Below are 20,861 nucleotides of genomic sequence, written 5' to 3'. Positions count from 1 at the left end.
TTGAGAAAAAGGCCGTCTGAGACTTAGACGGCCTTTGTTTTATTTGAGCGTGTCAGATAACGCCTTATGCCGCGCTTTGCAGTCATTGTATAACCCAATGACTTGCAACGACCACGGCAATACATCCGCGCCTGTCCCGCCCTCAAGTTTAGGCAGATTCGGGCATGGTTGCACAAGGTCGGCAGGAGGTTTAATTGCCGTCGGTAATGGCGGCATTGATGACTGACACGCCGTCAGAATCAACACAGACGTTACGATAGACAGGCTTCTCAACAATCTTTTGGACTTGGACATAACGCACCCTTTCTTTCTCTTCTCGCACGGCTTTGCCGGTCTGATATGTAGCGGACAATTCGTGGTCTTGCTTCGCTTTTTCAATCGCGGAATCTTTCAGGCGGCCTGAAATTTCCGCCGCCATTGATTCACGGCCGCGCTTGTATTGGGCGGCGTGGTCGTATTGCCACGCGCCCACAATCAGCGCAAAACAAACCGCGATCAGGATCAGTTTCCAGTTTTTAAGCAGGCTGTTCATAGGTTTTCAACATCGCTTGGTAGTTTTTGATTTCGCTTTCGGCAAGCTCAAACGCTTTCAGGTCTGCTTCTTCGCTCGCCTGTTTGCGCTTCTCTTCCCATTCGGCTATACGCGCTTTCAGAAACTCGACAGGATTCATCATCACGCCTCGCTTGCACCATGCGCGGCGGTTGCCGTAATAGATGGCAAAACATAACGTTCGGGCGCGGGGCTTGATGGCACCGCCTTGCCATCAACCAATTTTGACGGCCAATAGTAACCGTCAATATCATCAGGATTGAAAGGCACAATAGAAACGGCATTGCCCTGATTACCGCCCCATCCCATAATCTGCCCTTTGGCGTTTTTGCCGACAACAAAAAACACATGGCCGCCGCCTTGTCGGGATTTAACCGCAATGCAACCATAGGCAGGTTTTGACAGCTTCGTCAGCCCAGAACTTGCCCATGCTTTGGCACGGTACCAATCCTTAATGACCGCGCGGCCACTCTTGCCTAAGCAATAACCAACAAACAAGCCACACCACGGCGTTTCATCTTCAAAGTACCAAGACTTTGCCGCACCGGGGAACGTCCCCATCTCTTTCAGCCACTGCACGATTGTCGGGTTATGCGCTTTCGTGCCGACAACTTCTTTCAAGCCGATGTGTTTTCTTGCTTCTTTAATCCATTCCAACTCTTGCATTTTTCGTTCTCCAAATAAAAAAGGCCGTCTGAATTTCAGACAGCCTTGTTAGGTTTAAAAATTAAGATGTAGCGATACCATACTCAGTCATCAGCGCAGTGACTTTTTCTGAGACTTTGCTGACATCCCCCTGAACAAACTCGATGCCTGCACCAATAATGACATTACGTCCTAGATTTCCGGCATGATTCATACCGAAACGAATCTTATTGAACGCTTTATCAGCACCTGCTTTGACGGGGATGACCGCAACGTACCACTTGTTGTACGAGTACACCTGAGTAGCGGAAATTGGCTTACCATCGATGGTCGTACCCTCGAATGAGCGCAACTTGAATCCCGCCTCATCGTTTGTACTTACTAAGCCATCATTAATAATACTTCTATCGTTCAGGATGACTGCTGAGAACCCTGAACCCGCGGCGCCGCCCGAAAGCTGCTTGAATGGGAACACAATCGCGGAATCAGACGAACCATCAGAAGTCAGCCCCTCAGACTCAATGAATCGAATACCTTTACCCTCACCGGCAACCAAGGAACGCATGATTTTATGACCACCGTCCTCACCAAACGCACCAGCCCAGTCTAATGGCTCCCCGGCTCTTTCTGCATTATTCAAGGTTTTCAGCTTGGCAATATTATTGCTGCCAACAGCCTCCGCCGCCGTCGCTTCCAATCCATCAAATGTGAACTTGACGGAAGTTGTAGATTTGGCAGCAGGCGGTTGAGTTGCAGGCTGACCATCTCCCTCTGTTTTAGGAGATTCGGCAGGGTTAGCGGGCTTAGTATCTGTCGCCGTACCACTACTTTCGCCCTTACCAACATTCAGCTTGGCAACAGCCGCTGCAACGGCGGCATCAATAAGTGCCTGAACTTCAGTTTTCGTCAGTTTGACATTCGCCTCAGCAGTGCCTTTGGCAGTCGTAGTATTACGGAAAACATGGTCGGTAAATACCCCTGTTCGTTGATCCCATGTTTTATTGTTGTCGTGACAACAATCGGTATGCGTACCTGTTTGATAGAATCCCTGGCTTGCTATACCGCTACGATGAACATAGGTGACATCTGAGACATAAGGCTTCGCGGGGGTATCCCCTTTGGTATAAGGCGTAATATCCAAACGGTTGTCTCGAACGGTACAACCCGTCAGGTTGCCCGTCAAAAACTGGCGGGCATAGTTACCATCAGGGCTATTTCTGGCAGTATTATTTGTAAAATAGCTGCCATCGATTGTACCGTATCTGTTTTCTGCACCTATCATATAGGCATAGGTCGAATCATTGACGAAACCTTCAAATACCGCACCACTACCGCTTCCAGATGGATCGACGGCCTCGATTCTCAGGCTTTTCTCATCGGAATATTTCGTCCCACTGGCGGTAATACGAATACCCGTAATCACACCATTTGCGACCGTGCAGATTGCCGCCGCGCCGCGCGCTCCTTCGCCGCCGCCTGTAATCACAATCTTGGTATCCGCACTGTATCCGCTGCCGCCATTTTTGATAGAGATATCGCTTAAATAGCGGAGGCCGAACGCCTCACCAAAAGGCAGGGCAAAAGTACAGGAATTGTCCGAAATCGTGAATCGGTTGTGACCGAAATTACACGGCACGCCGCGCGGAGCATAAATGCGGTTATTTTGGACAGTGATATTGGCACGCAACCACCACAAATCCTTATCTTTTCTGGCTTTTACCCCTGTCGCACCGTTAATCAGGAAAATACCATTCATGCCGCTGATAAATTCATTGTCTTTAATGACAATATTGGATTCCTGATATTTAAAGCTGCTATTGTCTGCGCGACCGCCCTTAGTGGTGTCTTGCGCAAAGGTTTCCTCGATGACGACACCCGCACCGTAGTAAAGGCACGATCCACTATTGCCGATGATTTGGATATTATTGCCGGTATGGGCGTCAACAACTTTACGCGCTGCGAAACCGAAGTGATTGTTAATGAAGCGGATACCAATTTGCGGCAGGTATCGGCTCGTCCACAACCAATAGCCCGGGTCAACGGTAACTTGACTGTTGTCGCGGGAATGCTCTACCGAAGCATCCGGATGTCCGACACGACCTTGCAGACAGTTCATACCTTCGACAGTAACACCAACACCACGAACAACGCCAACACCGCCGATATAGTTGTCAGACATGAAACCGCCATAAACTTTGCAGTCATAGCAGACCATTTTTTCGCGGATAGCAGTATCAATGTCTCCACCGTCCACATCACGACAATCTCTGGTAGAGTACAGCCCAAACTGCACCGCATTACCCGTCATACCACGAACGTCAAAGTCCCAGATGACCAAGTGGTAAGCATCATAAATTAACCAGCCATTAGCCGACGAACCGCGCTGACCGCCACTCCATTTACCCCACTTCTCAGCCGTAGTGCCGTCTTCCTGCGGGAATTCATTTTTCGTACCGTCAGCGTTCCAATAGCCGCCAACGCCCAAATCAACTTTTTTTGACTGTTGACGTTCGTATTCTTTGATTTTTGCCCATGTCAAATCATCAGGTTTTTTGACATCTTGCACCTGAGCAGCATTGTTACGGTAACGGGCGAGGTCATGTAAAAGGCGAGTGGTATTAAAACCTAAGTCATACAGCCCCTTGTCCGCATATCCATAGCCGATATGCGGATTTTCGGGCGTCCAGCCATCAATCGGCGCAAACAACCCCTGACGCCCGCCGACATAGCCTTTTTCCATCCAACGACGGGTACGGATAACACCGCCATGCATGATAACGTTACCTTCGCCGCCATCCATCTCAAACACGTTGACGCCAAAGGATTCGGCAATAAACATGACGCCACGGAAGTCGAAGTAACAATTGGACTTATTGCGGATATAGATACACGGTTGCGCGCCATCAATAGTCAGAGTCATACCTCCGACCGTGACTTTTCGACCGTCTACACCAAAAACGTCAGGCTTATAACCCACGTTTTTATCGACGCTAAAAACCGACCCCTGACGAGCGGTAATATATGACCCATTGGGGATACGGTCGATGTATTCGGTAACGGCTCGGCTGATTACAGCAGCTTCGGCAGGAGTCTGTTTATTGGTTTTGAAGAAGCCAGACAAGACTTTTTCGCGCAATTCTTCAGTCAGCGCGTCTTCGAGGTAGTACACGCCGCGCTCGACCGCCAGCTTCATACCTGTTTCGTGCTTGGCTTGCAACGACGCCACTTTGGCAGCAGTCTCAACTTCGGATAGCGCGCTGTTTACGGCAGTGGTGATTTTGGCGGGAGCAGCCATTTCTTTAGCTTCCGCCGCCGTATCCTTCGCCGCCTTCGTATTCTTGGCAATCGCCGACAACGCTCTTTCTAAGTTATTCAATTCTTTAGCCATTTGTTTCACCTAAATCTTTCAAAATATCCGCCAACGCATCGTTGCTAACCCCACTATTGTCTGTTGCCGGTTGTGTCGGGGCAGGAGTGGGCGTTACCGCCGCACCGTTACCCGTGCCAGCCTGATTGCCGCCTTGGTTTGCCAAGCCAAGACGTATCAGTTCGGCAGATACCGTTGCCGATACGATTCTTTTGACTTCTTCGTCCGAAACACCGACCGACAACATGTCCAAAAACTGCTCGTAGGTCATTCCATCTGGAAGAGTGCCGTTTTTCAAACCCTCTTCGTAGATACTTTGGCGACCTTCAATCACGATGGGCAGGTTTTGCACCACCGCACCAACGACCGTACCGCCCGTCTGTTTAATCGTCATATCAAACCCCTAAATCAGCCGCCAGTTTCAGACGACCTTCAAAAATCACTTTCACCACGCCGCGAACGCTGACCTTGACCTCATAATCGGCAACAGACCATTGCAGCGGCTTGGTATCGGACGGCTTCAAATTCACAGACAACCCGTCATCCGTGACCGCCAAATCAAACCGCATCGGCAATCCATACAACGGGCGGATATTCAAAACTGCCGAATCAATACCGGACAGGCTCAAAAGCTTGCCCGACGCGTCCACAGGGCGAAATAAAAGCGGCTCCGAAGTGCCGCGTTTTAGCTCGAAATCAACCTTGGTAATACTCATGGGAACACCTAAAAAAAGCCGTCTGATTTTCAGACGGCGTTTTGTTTACTATGCCAAAATTTCCATTTCCGGCTTCGCCAAGTGCGTTGACCGAAATACAAGCAAATTCCGATATCCAAGAATTGCTTGCCCATCGTCGGCGACATCCCGACCGAACATGCCTTATAAAACGTCCAAATCGACCCGCCCAAAATAAACAAAAAAGCCCAGCCTTCAAAATCCCAAATGCTGCGCTTTCGCTCGTTTAATCGGCAAATCATCATATACGCGGCCAAGGCCGCAGGGACAACTGACAAAACCAACATCATTTCTTCTTCCTCCGCGTCAAACGGACGCTCAAAATCCAATCGACAATCTCGTCGGCGTGACGCTCAAACGACGGCCACAACACCCGCATTACCTTCAAAACCAACTGCCAGCACAAACCGACTACGACCGGCGCGGCGACATACGCCAATGGCGTTTTCTGTTCCGCCAATGACGGCATTCCCACCCCCGCCGTTCCAAGCACGATATGCGTCAACACTGGCGCGAGCGCACCGCCTAAAAGACCGCCGATAACGGTATAAGAAACCGCCATCCATCGGCTTTGAGGCGCACTGACCATCGTTACCGCAGCCGAAGCCATCGCCCCAAGGACGACAGCGTCAATCGGCATACCTAAAAAATGACCTGCCGCGACCGTACCCCCTAAAGTGTACATAGCGACAGGCGTGACCACTGGCTCGGACATTTCCCCACTCCCGTTATTTACTTTCAATAAGCTCTGCCCCTGCATAAGGGCTGTTTGTATTTTCCGCTGATGCGACAGACATCAGCGCCCAGTCAATAAAATCAACCCCGCGCGGGGGCGCGCCGTTCAACGTCAACTGCAACGAACTGACTGCACGTTTACCTTGCTCGAAACAAGCTTTGTCATACCAACTTCCGATTGTTACCGAATAAATTTTATAGGCGTAATCTAAAGACATAGATGTAACCGTATGAAATTCAACCGGCACTCCGGTTTGTTCGTCTGCCATGCTCTTTTGAATTCCAACCAACTGTTTTTCAGCCATAGGGATCTCCTAAAAAAATACCGCCTAAACCATTTAGACGGCAATACGTTAAAAATTAGGCGACTGGCACATCACCCAATTCTCAGGTGCAGGTTCGCGGATCATATCTCCATGATTGGCGGCCTGCGGTATTAAAATTTCCAATGAATAATCCGAATGACGGTATCCGCAACCACCCCAAAAAACAGCCTCGCCATATCGGCTGGTATTGTAGTTCAGCAGATTTCCCAACTGATTCATCAATGCAAAAGCGTCATTAAACTCTTTTTCCTGCCGTTGCGCCCATTCATTTCCCATTTGCTCATACCATGCGCCCGCCGCATTACTTCTTGCCAAAGATTCAGTTTGCAACTCTTTAGCCAAAGCATCTTCAGCTTTCTGAATATGCTCCTGATAATACTGAGTCTCAGAAACAGGATTTGCTTTACTGTAAAAAACAACATCGCCGGCGCGAACGACCTTTGAAATTTCGAGCATCTTATTATATTGACGATAAGAAGCCGCCAAATTTTCCGACATCCGCGCATTAAATGCCGACAACAGCCCAACCTTGAACGACTGCCATTTCGATAAATTAAAACGCGGATCACCATCCCATGCGTCTTTTAAATAATCGGAATATTTGTAATTCAAAATCGGCTGATACCGAGGGATATTATCCAAATTCCAACGAAATACCTCGTCAGGAGTAGGCGACGGGGTGCGGATTCCATGAGCCTGCCAAAGACTATGAACACCCGCACTCATACCCGGTTTAATTTTCTGACCAAGCAAAGCGTCCACAGACTCAAAGCCCATTATCCCAACAGGCTGACAGACACGGTTGAACAAATAACCACCAGTAACAACATATTTGTATCCGCCACCGGACTCGATCTTCTGAATTGCACTCATTGCGGGATTCACATTCCCCAACAACTTTAAAGGCTTCATACTGCTGTTGTACTGCTCATACTTCAGCTCGGCATCAGGACTGCCCTCCAAATAAGCCGCCAACTTTTGGCGCAAAGATACATCCTCGCCGCTTGTCAGTGTGCCAATCATATTAAATACACTATCGCGCGGCTCATTTTTATTGATGTGCGAAGTAAAAAACCACCTTGCCCGCTCAATCTGACCCGTTATCAAATCAGATGGTCGGGCAGGCAGTCCAAAAGCCTCTGCCGTTGCCGCCGAATCCCCTTTTGCCATCACATAATTGAGCAAAGGCGGCGAAGGGTTATACATATCAAGCCCAAATTCATCGTATTGCATTACCGTCGAGCAACGGCACAAATACTGGTATGGCAAGCCGGCTGTTTCATAAAAAAATATCTCCAATTCCGTACCGCCGGTCATCTCAATCATCAAATATCCGGCACCCAGCGAAACATTGCTATATCCGCTATGCTCATGGACGACAGTTGCCTTACTGCGAAAAGACATGGTAACCGGCAGCCCGGAAACAGCATTCTGCCGCAACTTGGATTCTCTCAATACAAAATTTCGCTTTTCATCATCAGATAACTGACCCTGAATATGCTTTCTTAACAATGCCGCATTTTGAATATCCCCGCCGGACTTCAAAGCATGGCACATCAATTCCGCCATCTCCCATTTTTCAGCATCATACCCGCTGCCCCATCCGTGAATAACTGACGGGATAATACCTTTCGCATTACGCAATAAACCCACACCGCCATACAAAGGCAATAAAAATCTAATGCCCTGATTGAGCGAGTTATAAAATCCCGAAGACACAACCGCGCCGGTAGGGAGGTCAAACCGAATCGGCTCAATCGCCCCCAAATGCGCTGCAAACGGCAGATTTTTACTACCGTCCCCAATGGTTAATTCTCGACCATCTTCGGCAACAACCCTAAGCAAAGACGGATGGACACCCTGATTAAATGGATAACGCAATTTCAGACGACCTATATATCTCGGTACAAACACACCGTAATTACATAAATCAACCCCGCTGTCGTTATAAATCGACAACCCCCAGTCATCAGTTGAAATAGCCATAAAGCAAATTCCGTCCAGCAAACGCACCGCCGCCAAAATACATATCAGGCCAGTTGCGAGAGTGATAAAAATTATGCGCCCAGCAAAGCATCCCGTTTTTGATATAAACAGGCGACAAATGCTCGACATCCGCAGGACCGTTTGAATGCGACTGCGGCATTAAAAAGATACCTTTAAAAAAATGGCGGCGAGGGAAAAGCATATCGATAGGAACCATCCCCGTCTCAGCATTGCCAAGATACAGGATACCTTCCACAACTAAAGACGATTCCAAATTCAAATCAATCTGATTACCCTCGCTATCGAAGCAAAATAACCCATAGTCAGTCATAAACTACCTTAATCCGGGTCGATACCCTAAAAGAATACGCAACCCGCCCGTACTGTCTCGCGCGACAAACCCATGTTGATTCAGGACGACGCTACCGCCGCCCGCAGAGACGGAAGACTGAAATCCGCCGTCAGGATTGACGGCAAAAGTCCCCATCCGCAACGTACCCGCCAAAATCGTCGGCGACTGAATCGTCTGACTTGCCGCAATATGCCGCCCATGAATCGTACCGTCTGCAATCAAATCGCCATTCAGACCAAGCGTTGACCGTCCGTTTTTCACTTCAACAACCATCGCAGGCACTATCTGATTGCTATTCGGATCGACGAACATAACCTTATCGGCCATCATCATGATATGACCTTCGGCGGTCTTGCTGTCCGCACCTACTGCAATACCGGAAATCGCCCGCCGACCATTGCCGAATGCTTGAGTCTGCAACGAATACAGGCTCTTCATATTGCCTTCCAAGTCACTGACGACCTTTTTAACTTCGGTTACGACAGCAGTGTCAATTTTCAGCGTCTTGACTTCCTGCTTGACCTGCTCGGAAATTGCCCGACGGTCTGCCTCGCCCAAACCTTTAGGCTGATTGACCAAATCAAACAAATCACGCGACAGCTCGTCTTGAGTGATGCGACCACGCATCTGCGCCAAAATCGGAGCAGGGTCAGGGTCAGAACGGCCCGACACAGCGGCGGAAAACTCCCCCGTATTACCGGCATTATCGACAATACGCACCCAAAAATAAAAAGCATCCGTTACCGAAACACCTGCAAGCGTGTAGGTCGTTTGCGGATACGCAACCGTCGCCAACTTAGTTGCAGCCGCCCGGTTATTTTCACGCGCATACCAAATCTCAGACGACACATTCTTCATGACCGTATCGGGCAAATACCAATCAAGCTGCACCGCGTTCATCTTAGCCGTTGCCCGAACACCGCTTACCGTGTAATCAACACTCCAGCCTTTCTCAATCGGAGCAGACAACACCCCGCGCGCATTTCGCCCGCGTATTTCCGCGCGATACTGACCATTTGGCAGGTTTTCCAGCGAAATATCAGCCGTCTGAGCATCAGGAATATGCCGATACAGCTTATTATTGCGATAAATCTTAATATCATAAGATAAAACACTGCCGTCAGCAGTTAAGTTATCCCACGAAATTAACAACTTATCTCCGTCAGACTTCACGTCAGGCAAAGACAGTTTCGGGACAGCTCCGTGAAGCGTCGTAACATCCGTATCAAACCGCGCGCGGTTATCGACAGCCTTGTATTTTTTCGGATCGTGCAAAATGCCCGAAACCTCAAAAGTACCGTCGGCGGCGTTTTCTTTCGTCCCGATAACCCGATACAGGCGTGGTTTGACGCGTCCAATTAATATCCAAACGCCGCCCGCCGCCGCATCGACAACCTCAGCAAGCTCCAAGCGGTTTTTCTCAGGCTGCGCCATCACTTTCAGCGACTTGATACCCGCCGCCGTTTCGACAGACAACTGCTTACCGACCGCATCATCGACATCGCGGTCAAGCGTTACCGACAAGCCCGAAACAGCAACCAAACGCCCCGACACTTCCGCGCCCGCATAATCGTTGTCCATAATTTGAACAACGTCATACGGCAAATGGCGCAAACCCTCACGTCCGACGGTAAACTTGATTGCCGACTGCTGACGCAATTCCGTTTCCAGCATCCACGCGCCGTATCGCGCCGCCTGACCGCGCGAATCGCAGCCAAACGCCGTAATTTGCTTGATGTTCAAGCCATAGCGTTTGATTGCCTGTTGATCTTCGACGTATTCCGTTTTAGTGCGGTATCCGTCGTATTTGTCCACATACTGCACGATGACCGCCGTCGTAATCGACTTGTACGGTACGCCCGAATAAGCAAACAGCCCGTCTTTGACATTGCTGTTGTTATACATGGCAACAGGGTCGGAATCAGCGTCCATCACCAAAGAAAAACGGCTGCCATCCCAAACAGGCAGCCCGCGGAACACGCTCGCCAAATCCAGCAGGAACTCGCCCGCCTGACGGCGATTGGTAATGTAGGCATTACAAACAAAACGTGGCTCCTTGCCGCCGAAGCCGTCGTCGACCAACTCGTCACAGTATTTGCCTACCTGATACAGCGTCCATTTATCAATGTCCGTCGATTTCAGACGGCGCGCCAAAGTCGAATAGCGCGGCTGCGTCAACACATCATAAAAGACCCAAGCCGGATTGTTCGTCCAAGCCTTTTTAAACGAGCCGTCCCAAACCGTCCCCGAATACGTCCGAGTTTCAGGGTCATAATTAGACGGCACATTGACCAACATCCCGTCAATCAGATAATTTCGGCGCGGGTTATTGCTGCCGAACTGGTCGGAATCCATCGCCAACGCCGCCAACGCCGTATGCGGATAGCTCAATTTCGCGTCGATAATCTCGACATAGCTGGCGAAATACGTTTTATTGATGACCTTGTCAGTATTACTATCAGGCGTAGCCCGGGATACACGGATATTAAACGGCGCAGACGGCAGATTTTCAAACAACACATCCTGATAATATATGCCGCTTGATTTTTCAGTAAATTCAACCGTCTTAGAAGCATGAACACCCTTATTGTCAATAACTTCGACAACCATTGCCGTTTGAGCCGGATTCGTATCGCCATTTTCTTCGACGCGGTAATTTCGCTCGACGCCGACCGTTACCCGCAGGCGGCTGACCAACTCATCAGACACCGCCCGCACCACCTGCGCACGGTTTTTGACCTCGACCGACACAGGCACGGCACGCTCCGAAGCATCAAAGCCCGGAATATAAGTTTGATCGGGCGTACCGCGCTGAAAGAAGCCGACCACGCCCTTAAAATTAAAAGACCCGTCAGGATTCTGAACGGGCGTATCATCAAAATAGACAGACTTCCACGGCTTATCGTTGCCATTGGCGAAACCCCTGATTTCGCCCTCACAAATCGCATCGATAATCCGTAAAGACTGCGCCGAATTCAACGTATTCGGAGCTTCATACGGCGTTGACGCGCCGCCACCTGATTTACCGCCCATTCCAAAATCCTCAATCTACCGTATAAACCGCCTCGTAATTCATCGCGCGGACGGAGTCGTTTTCAAAATCCGTATTGTATTTCTGACCGTTCGGCGCAGTCGCCGCAACGCCAGTGACAAAAGTTTTCTTCATGCCCAACGTCAAATCCACCGCCATCGGGTCGGAATTGCCATTAGGATTTTTAATTTTCGCCGCATCAAAAACCATACGGACGACGCTGTTACCGTTTGCCGCCGTACTGTTGCCCTCAATCCGTCGAGATTCGATACCCTGCGACACCACGCGGCTGCCGCAATAAATCCGACCATACGCAAGCGGCATCGACTGCCCCTGCGCCGCCGTATTGCTCAGATTTGAGAACGAACTGTTCCGGCTGCTTTCCACGCCCTTGCCCGTTTCAAATTTCGGCGGCTTCGTCAGCATTTGCGCCACACCGCCCGCAACCATACCGACACCCGCAACAACAAGGCTCGCACCGCCCGACCAACTCGTCAGCGCACCGACAACAATCAGCACCACGCCCAAGACCGTCTGAATGATTCCGCCGTTTTTGCCCGCACCCTGAACGCGCGGCACAATATGCAGAACCCCATCGGCGGGCTGACCGAAGCCGCTTTTCAATTCGCCTTCAGACCAATCGCGCCCGCCGAAACGAACCTGATAAAACCCCTGCCGCAGCTTTTGCCGCAACGCAGGAATCTGCACCGTCAGCGCGTGAACCGCCTCGGCAGGGCTGGCAACCTGCAAATCAAAACGGCGGCCGCACTCGCGCAAACCGCCGTACAAACACACCGTAATCATAAATCCACCGAATGCAGCAAATCATTTTCGACCGCCTGCAACATCTCAGGCTCAAAGCCCGGAAACCGCCAAACACTATGCACACGCTCAGACCACCACTGATTAAACGGCTCGCGCCGGCTCAACTGGTTATAAGCATGATGCAGGATTTGACCGTCGCCCAAATACAGCGCCGCATGGTTCGCATGACCGCCATAGCTCGTCAAAACCACATCCCCGCCGCGCAGGTCGTCTGAAACACGGGCAAACCCGCAACGTTCCAAATGCTTTTCCCAAAAATCCTGCGCCGCGTCATCGTCCATATCGTCGCGCTCATGGTCGGGAAATTCCACGCCCATCAACATAAACGCATCACGAATCAACGTCCCGCAATCCGCCTTACCGTACTCAAACACACGGCCGCGCAAATGCGGGCAACAGCGGAACTGCTTCAGACGGCCTTTAACCGCCAAAATCCACGGCAAACCCGTCTCAATCTGCATCTGACGGTCAGCACCCGACAAAAACGGCTCGCCGTTTGGATGGGAGTGGACTACGGCGACTATATTTCCATACTCCTCAGCACGCACCCAATCTTCCAGCCCAATCTCAAACGTTTCTTCACAACCTCTCATGCGAGAGATATTCGACAATCTCACAAAACGCCGTCCAAAATCAGGCATATCAATAATCACACCACAGATTTCAAATGGCGCGTTTTCATTTACCCAATTTAAAACAGCCTCCGTAATCCTTTCCGGAATCTCAATCATGCCCCACCCACCTTATCCGCACTCGGAAACCCGCCAAACGGCAACACCGCCGTCGCACCAAACCGCGCCCGACAGCCCGTCAACGTCCCGCTGCAAGCATCCTTTTTAATATCATCCGTCGGCATATCCAAACGGTCGGCAACCGCACGACCCGCATAACCGCAGCCCTCGCCGCGATACTGCCAAATACAGGTATTCGCCATCATAATCCGCGACGGGATGACCGAGCCGTCCGATTCAGACGGCGCAGCAAGTTCAAAGACCGCCCGTTCCGCCGTCAGGCTCGTCATCTGCTCAATGACGTACTTCCCGATAATTTCCTGATTCGGATCGGCGGTCGGATTGCCGTCTTTAAAGTTTGCCGCATCCAAAAACTTCGCATACGTCAGACGGCGGACGACATCTACCCCGACAAGCTGGTTATACTGGTCAGCCGCGCCGGTCACAAACCCGAGCAGGTTTGAAACCGTCAGCGTCGGACGGTTGCCAGCACCCTGCGAAGTCGTTTCAAAGCCTTCGGCAGAAATAGGGCAAGGCGTATATTCCTGCCCCTTCCAAACAACTGCCTGATTCAGTTCGTTGACCTGATTGCAGAAACGGAACACCTCCCCGCCCAAAGCGCGGAAATCCACTTCCCACATCTCAACCAACACATCCTGCTGCGCCGCCGACAACGCCCTGAGCATCGTTCCTGATAAAGCTTTCATCCGCGCATTCATGCCATTACCTCTTCAAATTCCGCCGACAGCTCATACACCTTGCCGCCCTTCGGCGTTTCCGTGTACTCGACAACCTTGACCAACAACCGTTCACGACCCGGCGGAGTCCAGTAAAACGGCTCAACACCGCCGCAGGAATCAAAAAAGCCCTTGATTTCCTCAATCAAAGGCTTCTTACCAGCAAGACGGATTTGCCAAGTCTGCATCTTTGGCTTCAACGTCAATTTCTGCCGTTGTTCATACCCATCACCAAACTTGACCGTCCGCACATTAAACGAGTGTTTCGCCGTACTTTCCGACGTGACTTGCCACTTAAAAACCCTAGCCATAAAACCTCTTAGACCAAATCAACGGTTGCCGTGATAACGACCGCCGACCCGAGCCACATTATTGACATACCAATTTTCAATCATCGCAGGCAGAGCCGCGCCCAGTTGCTTCGCCATCTCAACATCGCCGTCAACCGACGAATCAGACGACCCGTCACGGTTAATCGTAATGTTTACCGTCATGCCACCCGTACCGCCGCCCAAAGCAGCGACCTGCGGCGCAACGCCGACCGCGCCGCCCGAAGCGTAGCGGTTTTGGTTGATTGCCTCCAGCAACGCACGATGACGGCGGGTCGAAGCCGCATTGATAACAAACTCGCCATTAGACAACATAGCAGGGATACTGTCGCTCGTCGCTGTACCCGCACCCCACACCGCGCCGCCGTTTGAAAACTGCTGCACCATGCCGCCATCTTTGAAGCCGCCGCCACCCCAAGCACTCATCGCCGCCTTCATAGCGTTAAACAACGCCATCTTAATCAGCATCTTAGACAAGTCTTGCAGGATAGACACAGCCAACCCGCGAAAATCAGCCTTGCCGGTTGCCACGAAATCAGCTAACGCATCGGACATCTTACCGAGCGACCCCGACACAGCATCAGACATACCCTCACGCATCGACTGGAAGGAATCAGCATAATTCCTCATGCCGTCAGAAATCCCCGCCAGCCAATCGTTACCGAAAGCCTCCTTAGTTTCCTTCGCCAAGCGTAATTGCTCTTGCAGCCGGCCGTCATTATTCAGCTTCGCCTTTTGCAGGCCGCCGATAACATCCACGCCCGCGCCCGCCGCCTGCGCTTCCGCGATCAGCTTGTCGTATTTGCGCGCCGCCGTCAGCCGCTCAACCTCCTCACGCGTTTTGCCAAGCAACGACAGCTCAAACAACTGATCGTCAAAATCACGTTGCCCTGCCGACTCAAGCTCACGAAGCGCATCCGCGTATTTCTTCGCCTCTTTCGTCAAATCAGCCTGATTGTCAGCCTTGACCGCCAAATCCATAGCCGCCTGTCGCTCCGACGCCGACCATTTCTCAAAGGTCGGGTCAGACAGCAAACGAAGCTGCTCCGCATAAATCTTATTGACATTGGCAGCGGACAAAGAAATTTCCGCGTTTACCGCAAGTTGCCGTTTGGAAAAATCCTGTTGCCACTTTTGGTAATCCGTAAGCTCAGACTTACTTTTAGAAGCGGAAGGGCGGTAAAACTCACGACGCGGATCATCAACAATTTCGCCACGACCGCCATTTAACCAGTTTTGCCGCGCCAACACCTCCGGCGCATACTTCCTGCCAATAGGACCGATACGCCCCTTATTTACATTACCTTCGCCGCTATGATAAGCAGTCAACGCTTTGACAATATTGTTGTCATACCGTTTGAGCAAATCCCGCAAATAACGAGCCGCACCATCGGCAGAAGACGCAACACTACGAACATCAACACCGTACTGCTTTGCCGTACCGGGCATAAACTGCATCGTTCCTCGCGCGCCGACTGGTGAAATCGCATTCACATTGCCGCGCGACTCCTGCATCGACAATGCGGCCAGCAGGTTCTTAGGCAACCCGTAGCGTTTTTCAAGTCCGGCATAATCATATTTCGCAGCCTGCTCCAAGACAGTACGGTTTACCGTATATTTTGCCTTGTTTTGCTTGGCTTCCCGCTGAGACCGCTTCGCAGCGCGCGCCGCCTCAGCCGCCAATTCCTCTTTGTGCTGCTGACGCAACCGAGCAAGCACCTTTTCCGCATCGGCAATCTGTTGATTACTGCCATGCTTCTTAAGTGCATTAAGCTTTTCCTGCCATTGCCGCTCTTCGCGCGCAAATTTTTCAGCCTTACTCTGAGTCTGCTCCTTCAGACGGTCGAAATCAGCGACATATCTGACCGAATCAGCCTGCTCTTCTCGGATAGCGGCGGCCTGCTTCTGCGCCTCATCACGCATCTTGATTTGCTTTTCCAACAAATCAATTTCGCGCTTCGCCGCGTCAACCTGCGGCTGCGTGTACGGATTCTCAGGAATTTGTTGCAAAAATAGCCGTTTTTCAGCCAACCGGCTCTCCAGCGTAGCTTCTCGCCCGATGGACTTCATGTCCTCCCAAGCTTCCGACGCCGCCTTTTTAACCGCATTCCAGCCGCGCTCAATCGCACCTAAATTCTCAAGCACACGCTCAAACATCTGCTGAGATTCATCAGCAAATTTCCCCTGAACAAGTGCAACAGCTTCCTGCTGTCTGCCCTGCTCAATCAAAGCACGCGCCTGCTCATACACATCGGCATTCAGCGTTTGGTAAACGCGCGAAAACTTGACGACGGCCTTCAACGGATCGTCTGCGATTTCTTCGTAAACACGCGCCAAATCCTCCACGCTCTTGCCTGTCGCTTTCGACTGCAAAACGACGGATTCAGCAAATCGGCCATAATTCTCAGAGGCTACCGCGCCCGACTGCACAAACAGCAAAATCGCCTCACGCGCATCAGACCAGCTACCCGTTGTCCGACCGACCGAATCGGCAACCGACAACAGCTTACCGGCCGATGCGCCCGCGCTGCCGCCGGCAAAGATGACCGCCGCAGAAAAACGCTTAGATTCCTCCGCCCCGTCGTAATACGCCTTGCCCAAAGCGACCACGCCGCCAGCCAACGCACCAACCGCCGCCGTCGCCGGGTTGATACTCGCCGCCAGCCCGCGGAACATATTCCCAAAGCCGCCGAACGAATCACGAAGCTGACCGCCCTGCTGCAACGCAATCAAAAACGGATTCTGCCCGCCGGCCAACTGCGTAAAAATATCCGTAAACTGCGCCGGAACCATACGCATCGCATTGTTGTACTGACCGACGGAAATATTATTCAGCTTCAGTTGACTCTCTTGCCGCTTCAAAGCCTGCGTAATCTCGCTGATTTTTGCAACATCCGCGCCGCGTTGCCGCGCCAAAGTCTCATAATAAGCCGCCGTACCACGCCCACCGGCTTCTCGCACAGCGATTTCGCGTTGCACAGAATTAATAATCGACTGAGTCGCACGCTCCTGCTTCTTGGTCAGCCTTTCGGCCTCTTTGCCAGCTTTATCATACCCGGCCGCTACCGCCGCCGCGCCCGCCGCCGATTGCTGACCCGCGTCCTTCGCCGCCTTGCCGATACTGCGAAGCGCAACGCCCGCCTTTTTCGCACCGGATTCGATATCACTGACATCCAAACCGGCCTTAATCGTATTCTCAGCCATCCTTCTTCTCACCCATTATCGACAAAGCCTCGCGTTCCATCACGCGCAGAAAACCAAACAACTTTTTGCGGCGGCGTTTTTTGACACCCATCATATCCATAGCAACATCAACGGCGTTGTAATCCAACGCGTAGGCACCCACCATGCTGACTCGCCACTGACCTGACACCGCCAAAAACAACTGCACAGCCTCCCAATTGTTCGGCCACACATCCACCTCATCCGCCGTCAATTCATCCGCATCAAAGCCAAAGAATCCCAACGACGAGACCGTCTTCTCGTCGTCAGAAAACATCGCACGGACGGCGGCAATCAGTTTTTTTCGCGCGCGCCGGTATACGCCTTATAGAACGCACTGAAGATTTCCACACCCGCCGACGGATATTCATCCAGCAGATACGCCATATTTTCAGCATTTAATTCATCTTCGAAGCCCCAAGACTTCGTGATTTTCAACACCAAATCAGCATCGCTCAGGTCTTTGCGGTCACAATCATCCGCGAATTCAACCATAGCCTTACGACTCAGCCAAGCAAACTCAAATTCCACCGCAACCGGCTCGCCGGCAGGTGTCGGAATCTTCACTTCAGTTTTAAAAGTCGGCGCATGAGCCAATTTCAATTTAGACATCACAATTTCCCAAAGAAAGACCGCCCCGAAGGGCGGCAAAGTTACACAAGTCCACCAAAGAGATCAGACGAAATTACAAATAACGGTTAAACAAACCGGACAGCGAATACGTCATATTGACCGCCATCACCTCGTTACGCACAAGTTGCGGCATCGGACTCATACTCACATAGCCGTTGTAAACGACCACCGATTTATTTTTCAGAATAATACGCATCGGCGTCAGCTTAGCGCTGTCGCTTGCCGTCTGCGCCGCCTTATAGCCGGGCAGATTCGGGTCGTCGGCAATTTTGAACGTCATCGAATACGCAGATTGGGTCGTCGGCAGCTTACGCTCGAAGTCATCTTCCAAGAAGCCGAACTCAACGAACTGCTGCTCGCCGCCCGAACTAGACACTTCCATAATCTGCGGAATCTGCTGCCACGCTTCCACCTTCTGAAAACTGCCCGCGCCCGAACCCGCAGGAAACTTATTCAAATCGCGCGTATCGATGCCGTCCAGTTTAAAACTGTTCGCATCAACGCTCGTCACACGAAAGACACGTTCATTCAAAACGCCCCAACCGGACAGCAAAGCCACATAATCACCATTCTGCAAACCATGCGCCGTAGCAGTACACACCGCCTCAGCCTCATTAGAGACTGCCGTGACCTTCTTCTCAGCCACCAGCTTCGTAGCAATCTGCACGATCGAACCATTAGCCAAAGTTACAGCCATATCAAAATCCTTAAAAAACAAAACAAAAAAGGCCGTCCAAACAGACAACCGCCAATAAAAAACCGCCTAATCGGCAGTCACAAAAACAAAATCCTGCACCATCCCGCGCCGGCCATCGTCCAAAACGACCGCATCCGCCGCCGACAGCGCATAACCTTCCAACGAATCCAACACCGACCGCTCCACCGCACGGCTCTTCTCCACCGCCCCCAAACGGTCAACATCCCACACCGAGATAGAAAATCGCACCTCATACCCATCATCGTTATGGTCTAAAAACAAACAGCCCGCGCCGCCGACCCGCTGCACAATCACCAACGGAAACTCAGCTTCTTCCGGCGCGAAGTCATGATAAACATCCACATCCGGCAAAACACGGCTTATCGCACTAATCAGAGATTCTTCCACGCACCACCTCCAACACAGCATCCAACATCACAGCCTCCATCTTCGCCCCCTGAATCTTCAAAGCACGGGACAAAAAAGGACGCGGTGCAATCGACTTACCATTTTTCCGGCGTACCCCGTTATGCACCATATACCCATAAGGCACAGCCCGAAGCGTGCCGCCCTCATAACGCCCCCGATTCCCCTCACGGTCACGCCAGCCCACCTGATAAACCGCCCGCCGACCCTCGACCGAATCCGACTTATCATAAAAAGCAAAAACCGAGCGTCTCAAATCGCCCGGCTCAAAATCATACCGCCGTTTACTCCCATCAGCATTGCGGCTGCCCTTACTATAAAAATAATGCCGCTTATGATGGCGCGGCGCCTGAATCTTAATCTCCTCGCGCAACAAGCTCACACCCTGAAACGCCGCCCAGCGCAGCTTCTCGCTTACCGCCTCCGGCAAACTGTCAAACCGCGCAATCGCATCGGAAAAATCAGCATCAATTTCCACTTTCATCAGGCAGGCTCTCACAAGTCAAATCCAAAAACTCACGCCGGCGCAAATCAGGGATGACCACGCGAATCACATAAATCCCATTCTCAGTCTTGACGCGCATATCCGCAGAAATCCCAGTTCGCCAGCGAATCCGCACAGAAGCGCGTACCGAAGCCGTCAAAACATCATTCCGCATCGTCTCCGAACCGGACACATGGCGCACATCAGCCCACAATTTAGCCAAAGGCCGCCAAACCGACACCGTCGCCCCCGACTTGTCCTTTTCCTTCACCCGTTGGAGAATTTCCACACGGTGCCGCAACTGCCCAGCCTTCATACCCGCCCCAAACAAAAAGGCCGTCTGAAACTCAGACGACCTCAAACCACAAAAAACTACTTCCGATGAACCACCGCCAAATCGTGCCACCTATCCAAAGGCTGCAACCCCGACACATCAAACACAAACTGCGTCCGACCACGACCCAAAATATCGACCTCCACAATCATCTTCCGACCGTCGCGAAGACCATAAAACAACGCCAAATTCTCAACCATACAGCCATCAATGCCCAACTTCTCGACCATCCGAGCCGAACATCCCATAATACTGCCCGAATCGGCAAGATATCCCGAAATATCCAACACCGCGCCATCATCAATCCGATACCCGACCTCGCAGCCTTCAGACCCACAATCAGCAAACTCCCCGTCAGACAAACTAAACAACGCAATCGGGAAATCATATTCCTCATGACCGCCCAGAATCAAATCAAGCCCGACATCACCATGACCGCCGCCAATATCAACCCGATTTACCGAACTCAGACGAGCCATATAAGAAGTCTTACCCCGCATTTCATCAACGACCCCAAAATAAACCCATCCCGAACCATCAGGCAGGGCAGAGAACGAAGCCGCACCGACCGAAGAAGCAGAAGAAGCCGAACGCACAGCGTCCACACGCTCACCGCCGCCACATCCCGCCAACGCAAGCAAAACAGCAGATAACAACAAAATCTTCATACATATTCCCTTTAAAAAATAGTATCCGATATTATCCGCCGCCTAATAA

The 20,861-nt window shown here is 51.4% G+C and carries 24 protein-coding genes; all 24 read right to left on the bottom strand.

The window, feature by feature from the left end; all coding sequences use genetic code 11:
* Positions 1 to 39 precede the first annotated feature (39 nt).
* Positions 40 to 216 carry a hypothetical protein gene (locus ACTHSQ_RS09245; protein ID WP_440375950.1) on the bottom strand — a complete coding sequence of 59 codons (177 nt, stop codon included), beginning with the start codon at positions 214 to 216 and terminating at the stop codon, positions 40 to 42.
* Positions 191 to 532: a hypothetical protein gene (locus tag ACTHSQ_RS09240; RefSeq protein WP_440371588.1), complete on the bottom strand. Its 342-nt coding sequence runs from the start codon at positions 530 to 532 to the stop codon at positions 191 to 193. The genes ACTHSQ_RS09245 and ACTHSQ_RS09240 overlap by 26 nt, the downstream gene beginning before the upstream one ends.
* The gene (locus ACTHSQ_RS09235) at positions 516 to 674 is read right to left on the bottom strand and encodes a hypothetical protein (protein ID WP_440371589.1); all 159 of its coding nucleotides are present in this window, start codon (positions 672 to 674) and stop codon (positions 516 to 518) included. Before ACTHSQ_RS09235 ends, ACTHSQ_RS09240 begins: the two co-directional genes overlap by 17 nt.
* Positions 674 to 1,216, bottom strand: coding sequence for an NlpC/P60 family protein (locus ACTHSQ_RS09230; protein WP_440371590.1), 543 nt, complete (start codon positions 1,214 to 1,216; stop codon positions 674 to 676). Before ACTHSQ_RS09230 ends, ACTHSQ_RS09235 begins: the two co-directional genes overlap by 1 nt.
* A gap of 61 nt (positions 1,217 to 1,277) precedes the next feature.
* Positions 1,278 to 4,583, bottom strand: a complete 3,306-nt coding sequence (locus ACTHSQ_RS09225) for a hypothetical protein (protein ID WP_440371591.1) — start codon at positions 4,581 to 4,583, stop codon at positions 1,278 to 1,280.
* Positions 4,576 to 4,956, bottom strand: coding sequence for a hypothetical protein (locus tag ACTHSQ_RS09220; RefSeq protein WP_440371592.1), 381 nt, complete (start codon positions 4,954 to 4,956; stop codon positions 4,576 to 4,578). The genes ACTHSQ_RS09225 and ACTHSQ_RS09220 overlap by 8 nt, the downstream gene beginning before the upstream one ends.
* Before the next feature lies 1 nt (position 4,957).
* Positions 4,958 to 5,278: a hypothetical protein gene (locus ACTHSQ_RS09215; protein WP_440371593.1), complete on the bottom strand. Its 321-nt coding sequence runs from the start codon at positions 5,276 to 5,278 to the stop codon at positions 4,958 to 4,960.
* Positions 5,279 to 5,582: 304 nt separating this feature from the next.
* Complete coding sequence (locus ACTHSQ_RS09210) at positions 5,583 to 6,011, bottom strand: hypothetical protein (protein ID WP_440371594.1); 429 nt, start codon at positions 6,009 to 6,011, stop codon at positions 5,583 to 5,585.
* 13 nt (positions 6,012 to 6,024) lie between these two features.
* Positions 6,025 to 6,336: a hypothetical protein gene (locus ACTHSQ_RS09205; protein ID WP_440371595.1), complete on the bottom strand. Its 312-nt coding sequence runs from the start codon at positions 6,334 to 6,336 to the stop codon at positions 6,025 to 6,027.
* Between the two features lie 48 nt (positions 6,337 to 6,384).
* Positions 6,385 to 8,343 carry a hypothetical protein gene (locus ACTHSQ_RS09200; protein WP_440371596.1) on the bottom strand — a complete coding sequence of 653 codons (1,959 nt, stop codon included), beginning with the start codon at positions 8,341 to 8,343 and terminating at the stop codon, positions 6,385 to 6,387.
* Entirely contained in the window at positions 8,327 to 8,674 is a 348-nt protein-coding gene (locus ACTHSQ_RS09195) for a hypothetical protein (RefSeq protein WP_440345435.1), read from the bottom strand. The genes ACTHSQ_RS09200 and ACTHSQ_RS09195 overlap by 17 nt, the downstream gene beginning before the upstream one ends.
* Positions 8,675 to 8,677: 3 nt before the next feature.
* Positions 8,678 to 11,728 (bottom strand): host specificity protein J, encoded by a 3,051-nt coding sequence (locus ACTHSQ_RS09190; protein ID WP_440371597.1) that lies wholly within the window; start codon positions 11,726 to 11,728, stop codon positions 8,678 to 8,680.
* A 10-nt stretch (positions 11,729 to 11,738) separates the two neighbouring features.
* The gene (locus ACTHSQ_RS09185; RefSeq protein ID WP_440371598.1) at positions 11,739 to 12,530 is read right to left on the bottom strand and encodes a tail assembly protein; all 792 of its coding nucleotides are present in this window, start codon (positions 12,528 to 12,530) and stop codon (positions 11,739 to 11,741) included.
* A complete protein-coding gene (locus ACTHSQ_RS09180; RefSeq protein ID WP_440371599.1) occupies positions 12,527 to 13,282 on the bottom strand; it encodes a C40 family peptidase in 756 nt (251 codons plus the stop codon). The genes ACTHSQ_RS09185 and ACTHSQ_RS09180 overlap by 4 nt, the downstream gene beginning before the upstream one ends.
* Positions 13,279 to 14,001 carry a phage minor tail protein L gene (locus tag ACTHSQ_RS09175; RefSeq protein WP_440371600.1) on the bottom strand — a complete coding sequence of 241 codons (723 nt, stop codon included), beginning with the start codon at positions 13,999 to 14,001 and terminating at the stop codon, positions 13,279 to 13,281. The genes ACTHSQ_RS09180 and ACTHSQ_RS09175 overlap by 4 nt, the downstream gene beginning before the upstream one ends.
* Entirely contained in the window at positions 13,998 to 14,330 is a 333-nt protein-coding gene (locus ACTHSQ_RS09170) for a phage tail protein (protein ID WP_440371601.1), read from the bottom strand. The genes ACTHSQ_RS09175 and ACTHSQ_RS09170 overlap by 4 nt, the downstream gene beginning before the upstream one ends.
* 18 nt (positions 14,331 to 14,348) lie before the next feature.
* Positions 14,349 to 17,552 carry a phage tail length tape measure family protein gene (locus tag ACTHSQ_RS09165; protein ID WP_440371602.1) on the bottom strand — a complete coding sequence of 1,068 codons (3,204 nt, stop codon included), beginning with the start codon at positions 17,550 to 17,552 and terminating at the stop codon, positions 14,349 to 14,351.
* Entirely contained in the window at positions 17,545 to 17,847 is a 303-nt protein-coding gene (locus tag ACTHSQ_RS09160) for a DUF1799 domain-containing protein (protein WP_440371603.1), read from the bottom strand. Before ACTHSQ_RS09160 ends, ACTHSQ_RS09165 begins: the two co-directional genes overlap by 8 nt.
* A gap of 17 nt (positions 17,848 to 17,864) precedes the next feature.
* Positions 17,865 to 18,182 carry a phage tail assembly chaperone gene (locus ACTHSQ_RS09155; RefSeq protein ID WP_440371604.1) on the bottom strand — a complete coding sequence of 106 codons (318 nt, stop codon included), beginning with the start codon at positions 18,180 to 18,182 and terminating at the stop codon, positions 17,865 to 17,867.
* Between the two features lie 73 nt (positions 18,183 to 18,255).
* Positions 18,256 to 18,900, bottom strand: coding sequence for a phage tail protein (locus ACTHSQ_RS09150; protein ID WP_440371605.1), 645 nt, complete (start codon positions 18,898 to 18,900; stop codon positions 18,256 to 18,258).
* A gap of 66 nt (positions 18,901 to 18,966) precedes the next feature.
* Positions 18,967 to 19,308, bottom strand: coding sequence for a hypothetical protein (locus ACTHSQ_RS09145; RefSeq protein ID WP_440371606.1), 342 nt, complete (start codon positions 19,306 to 19,308; stop codon positions 18,967 to 18,969).
* A complete protein-coding gene (locus ACTHSQ_RS09140; protein ID WP_440371607.1) occupies positions 19,289 to 19,810 on the bottom strand; it encodes a hypothetical protein in 522 nt (173 codons plus the stop codon). The genes ACTHSQ_RS09145 and ACTHSQ_RS09140 overlap by 20 nt, the downstream gene beginning before the upstream one ends.
* Positions 19,794 to 20,126, bottom strand: a complete 333-nt coding sequence (locus ACTHSQ_RS09135; protein ID WP_440371608.1) for a phage head closure protein — start codon at positions 20,124 to 20,126, stop codon at positions 19,794 to 19,796. Before ACTHSQ_RS09135 ends, ACTHSQ_RS09140 begins: the two co-directional genes overlap by 17 nt.
* Positions 20,127 to 20,182: 56 nt before the next feature.
* Entirely contained in the window at positions 20,183 to 20,812 is a 630-nt protein-coding gene (locus tag ACTHSQ_RS09130) for a hypothetical protein (RefSeq protein WP_440371609.1), read from the bottom strand.
* Positions 20,813 to 20,861 lie beyond the last annotated feature (49 nt).

Origin of the sequence: Neisseria sp. P0009.S008, assembly GCF_051958615.1 — a bacterium.
In the GTDB taxonomy this organism is placed as follows: domain Bacteria; phylum Pseudomonadota; class Gammaproteobacteria; order Burkholderiales; family Neisseriaceae; genus Neisseria; species Neisseria subflava.
The sequence above is the reverse complement of the archived record's forward strand: the minus strand, read 5'-3'. Positions and strand labels throughout refer to the sequence as shown.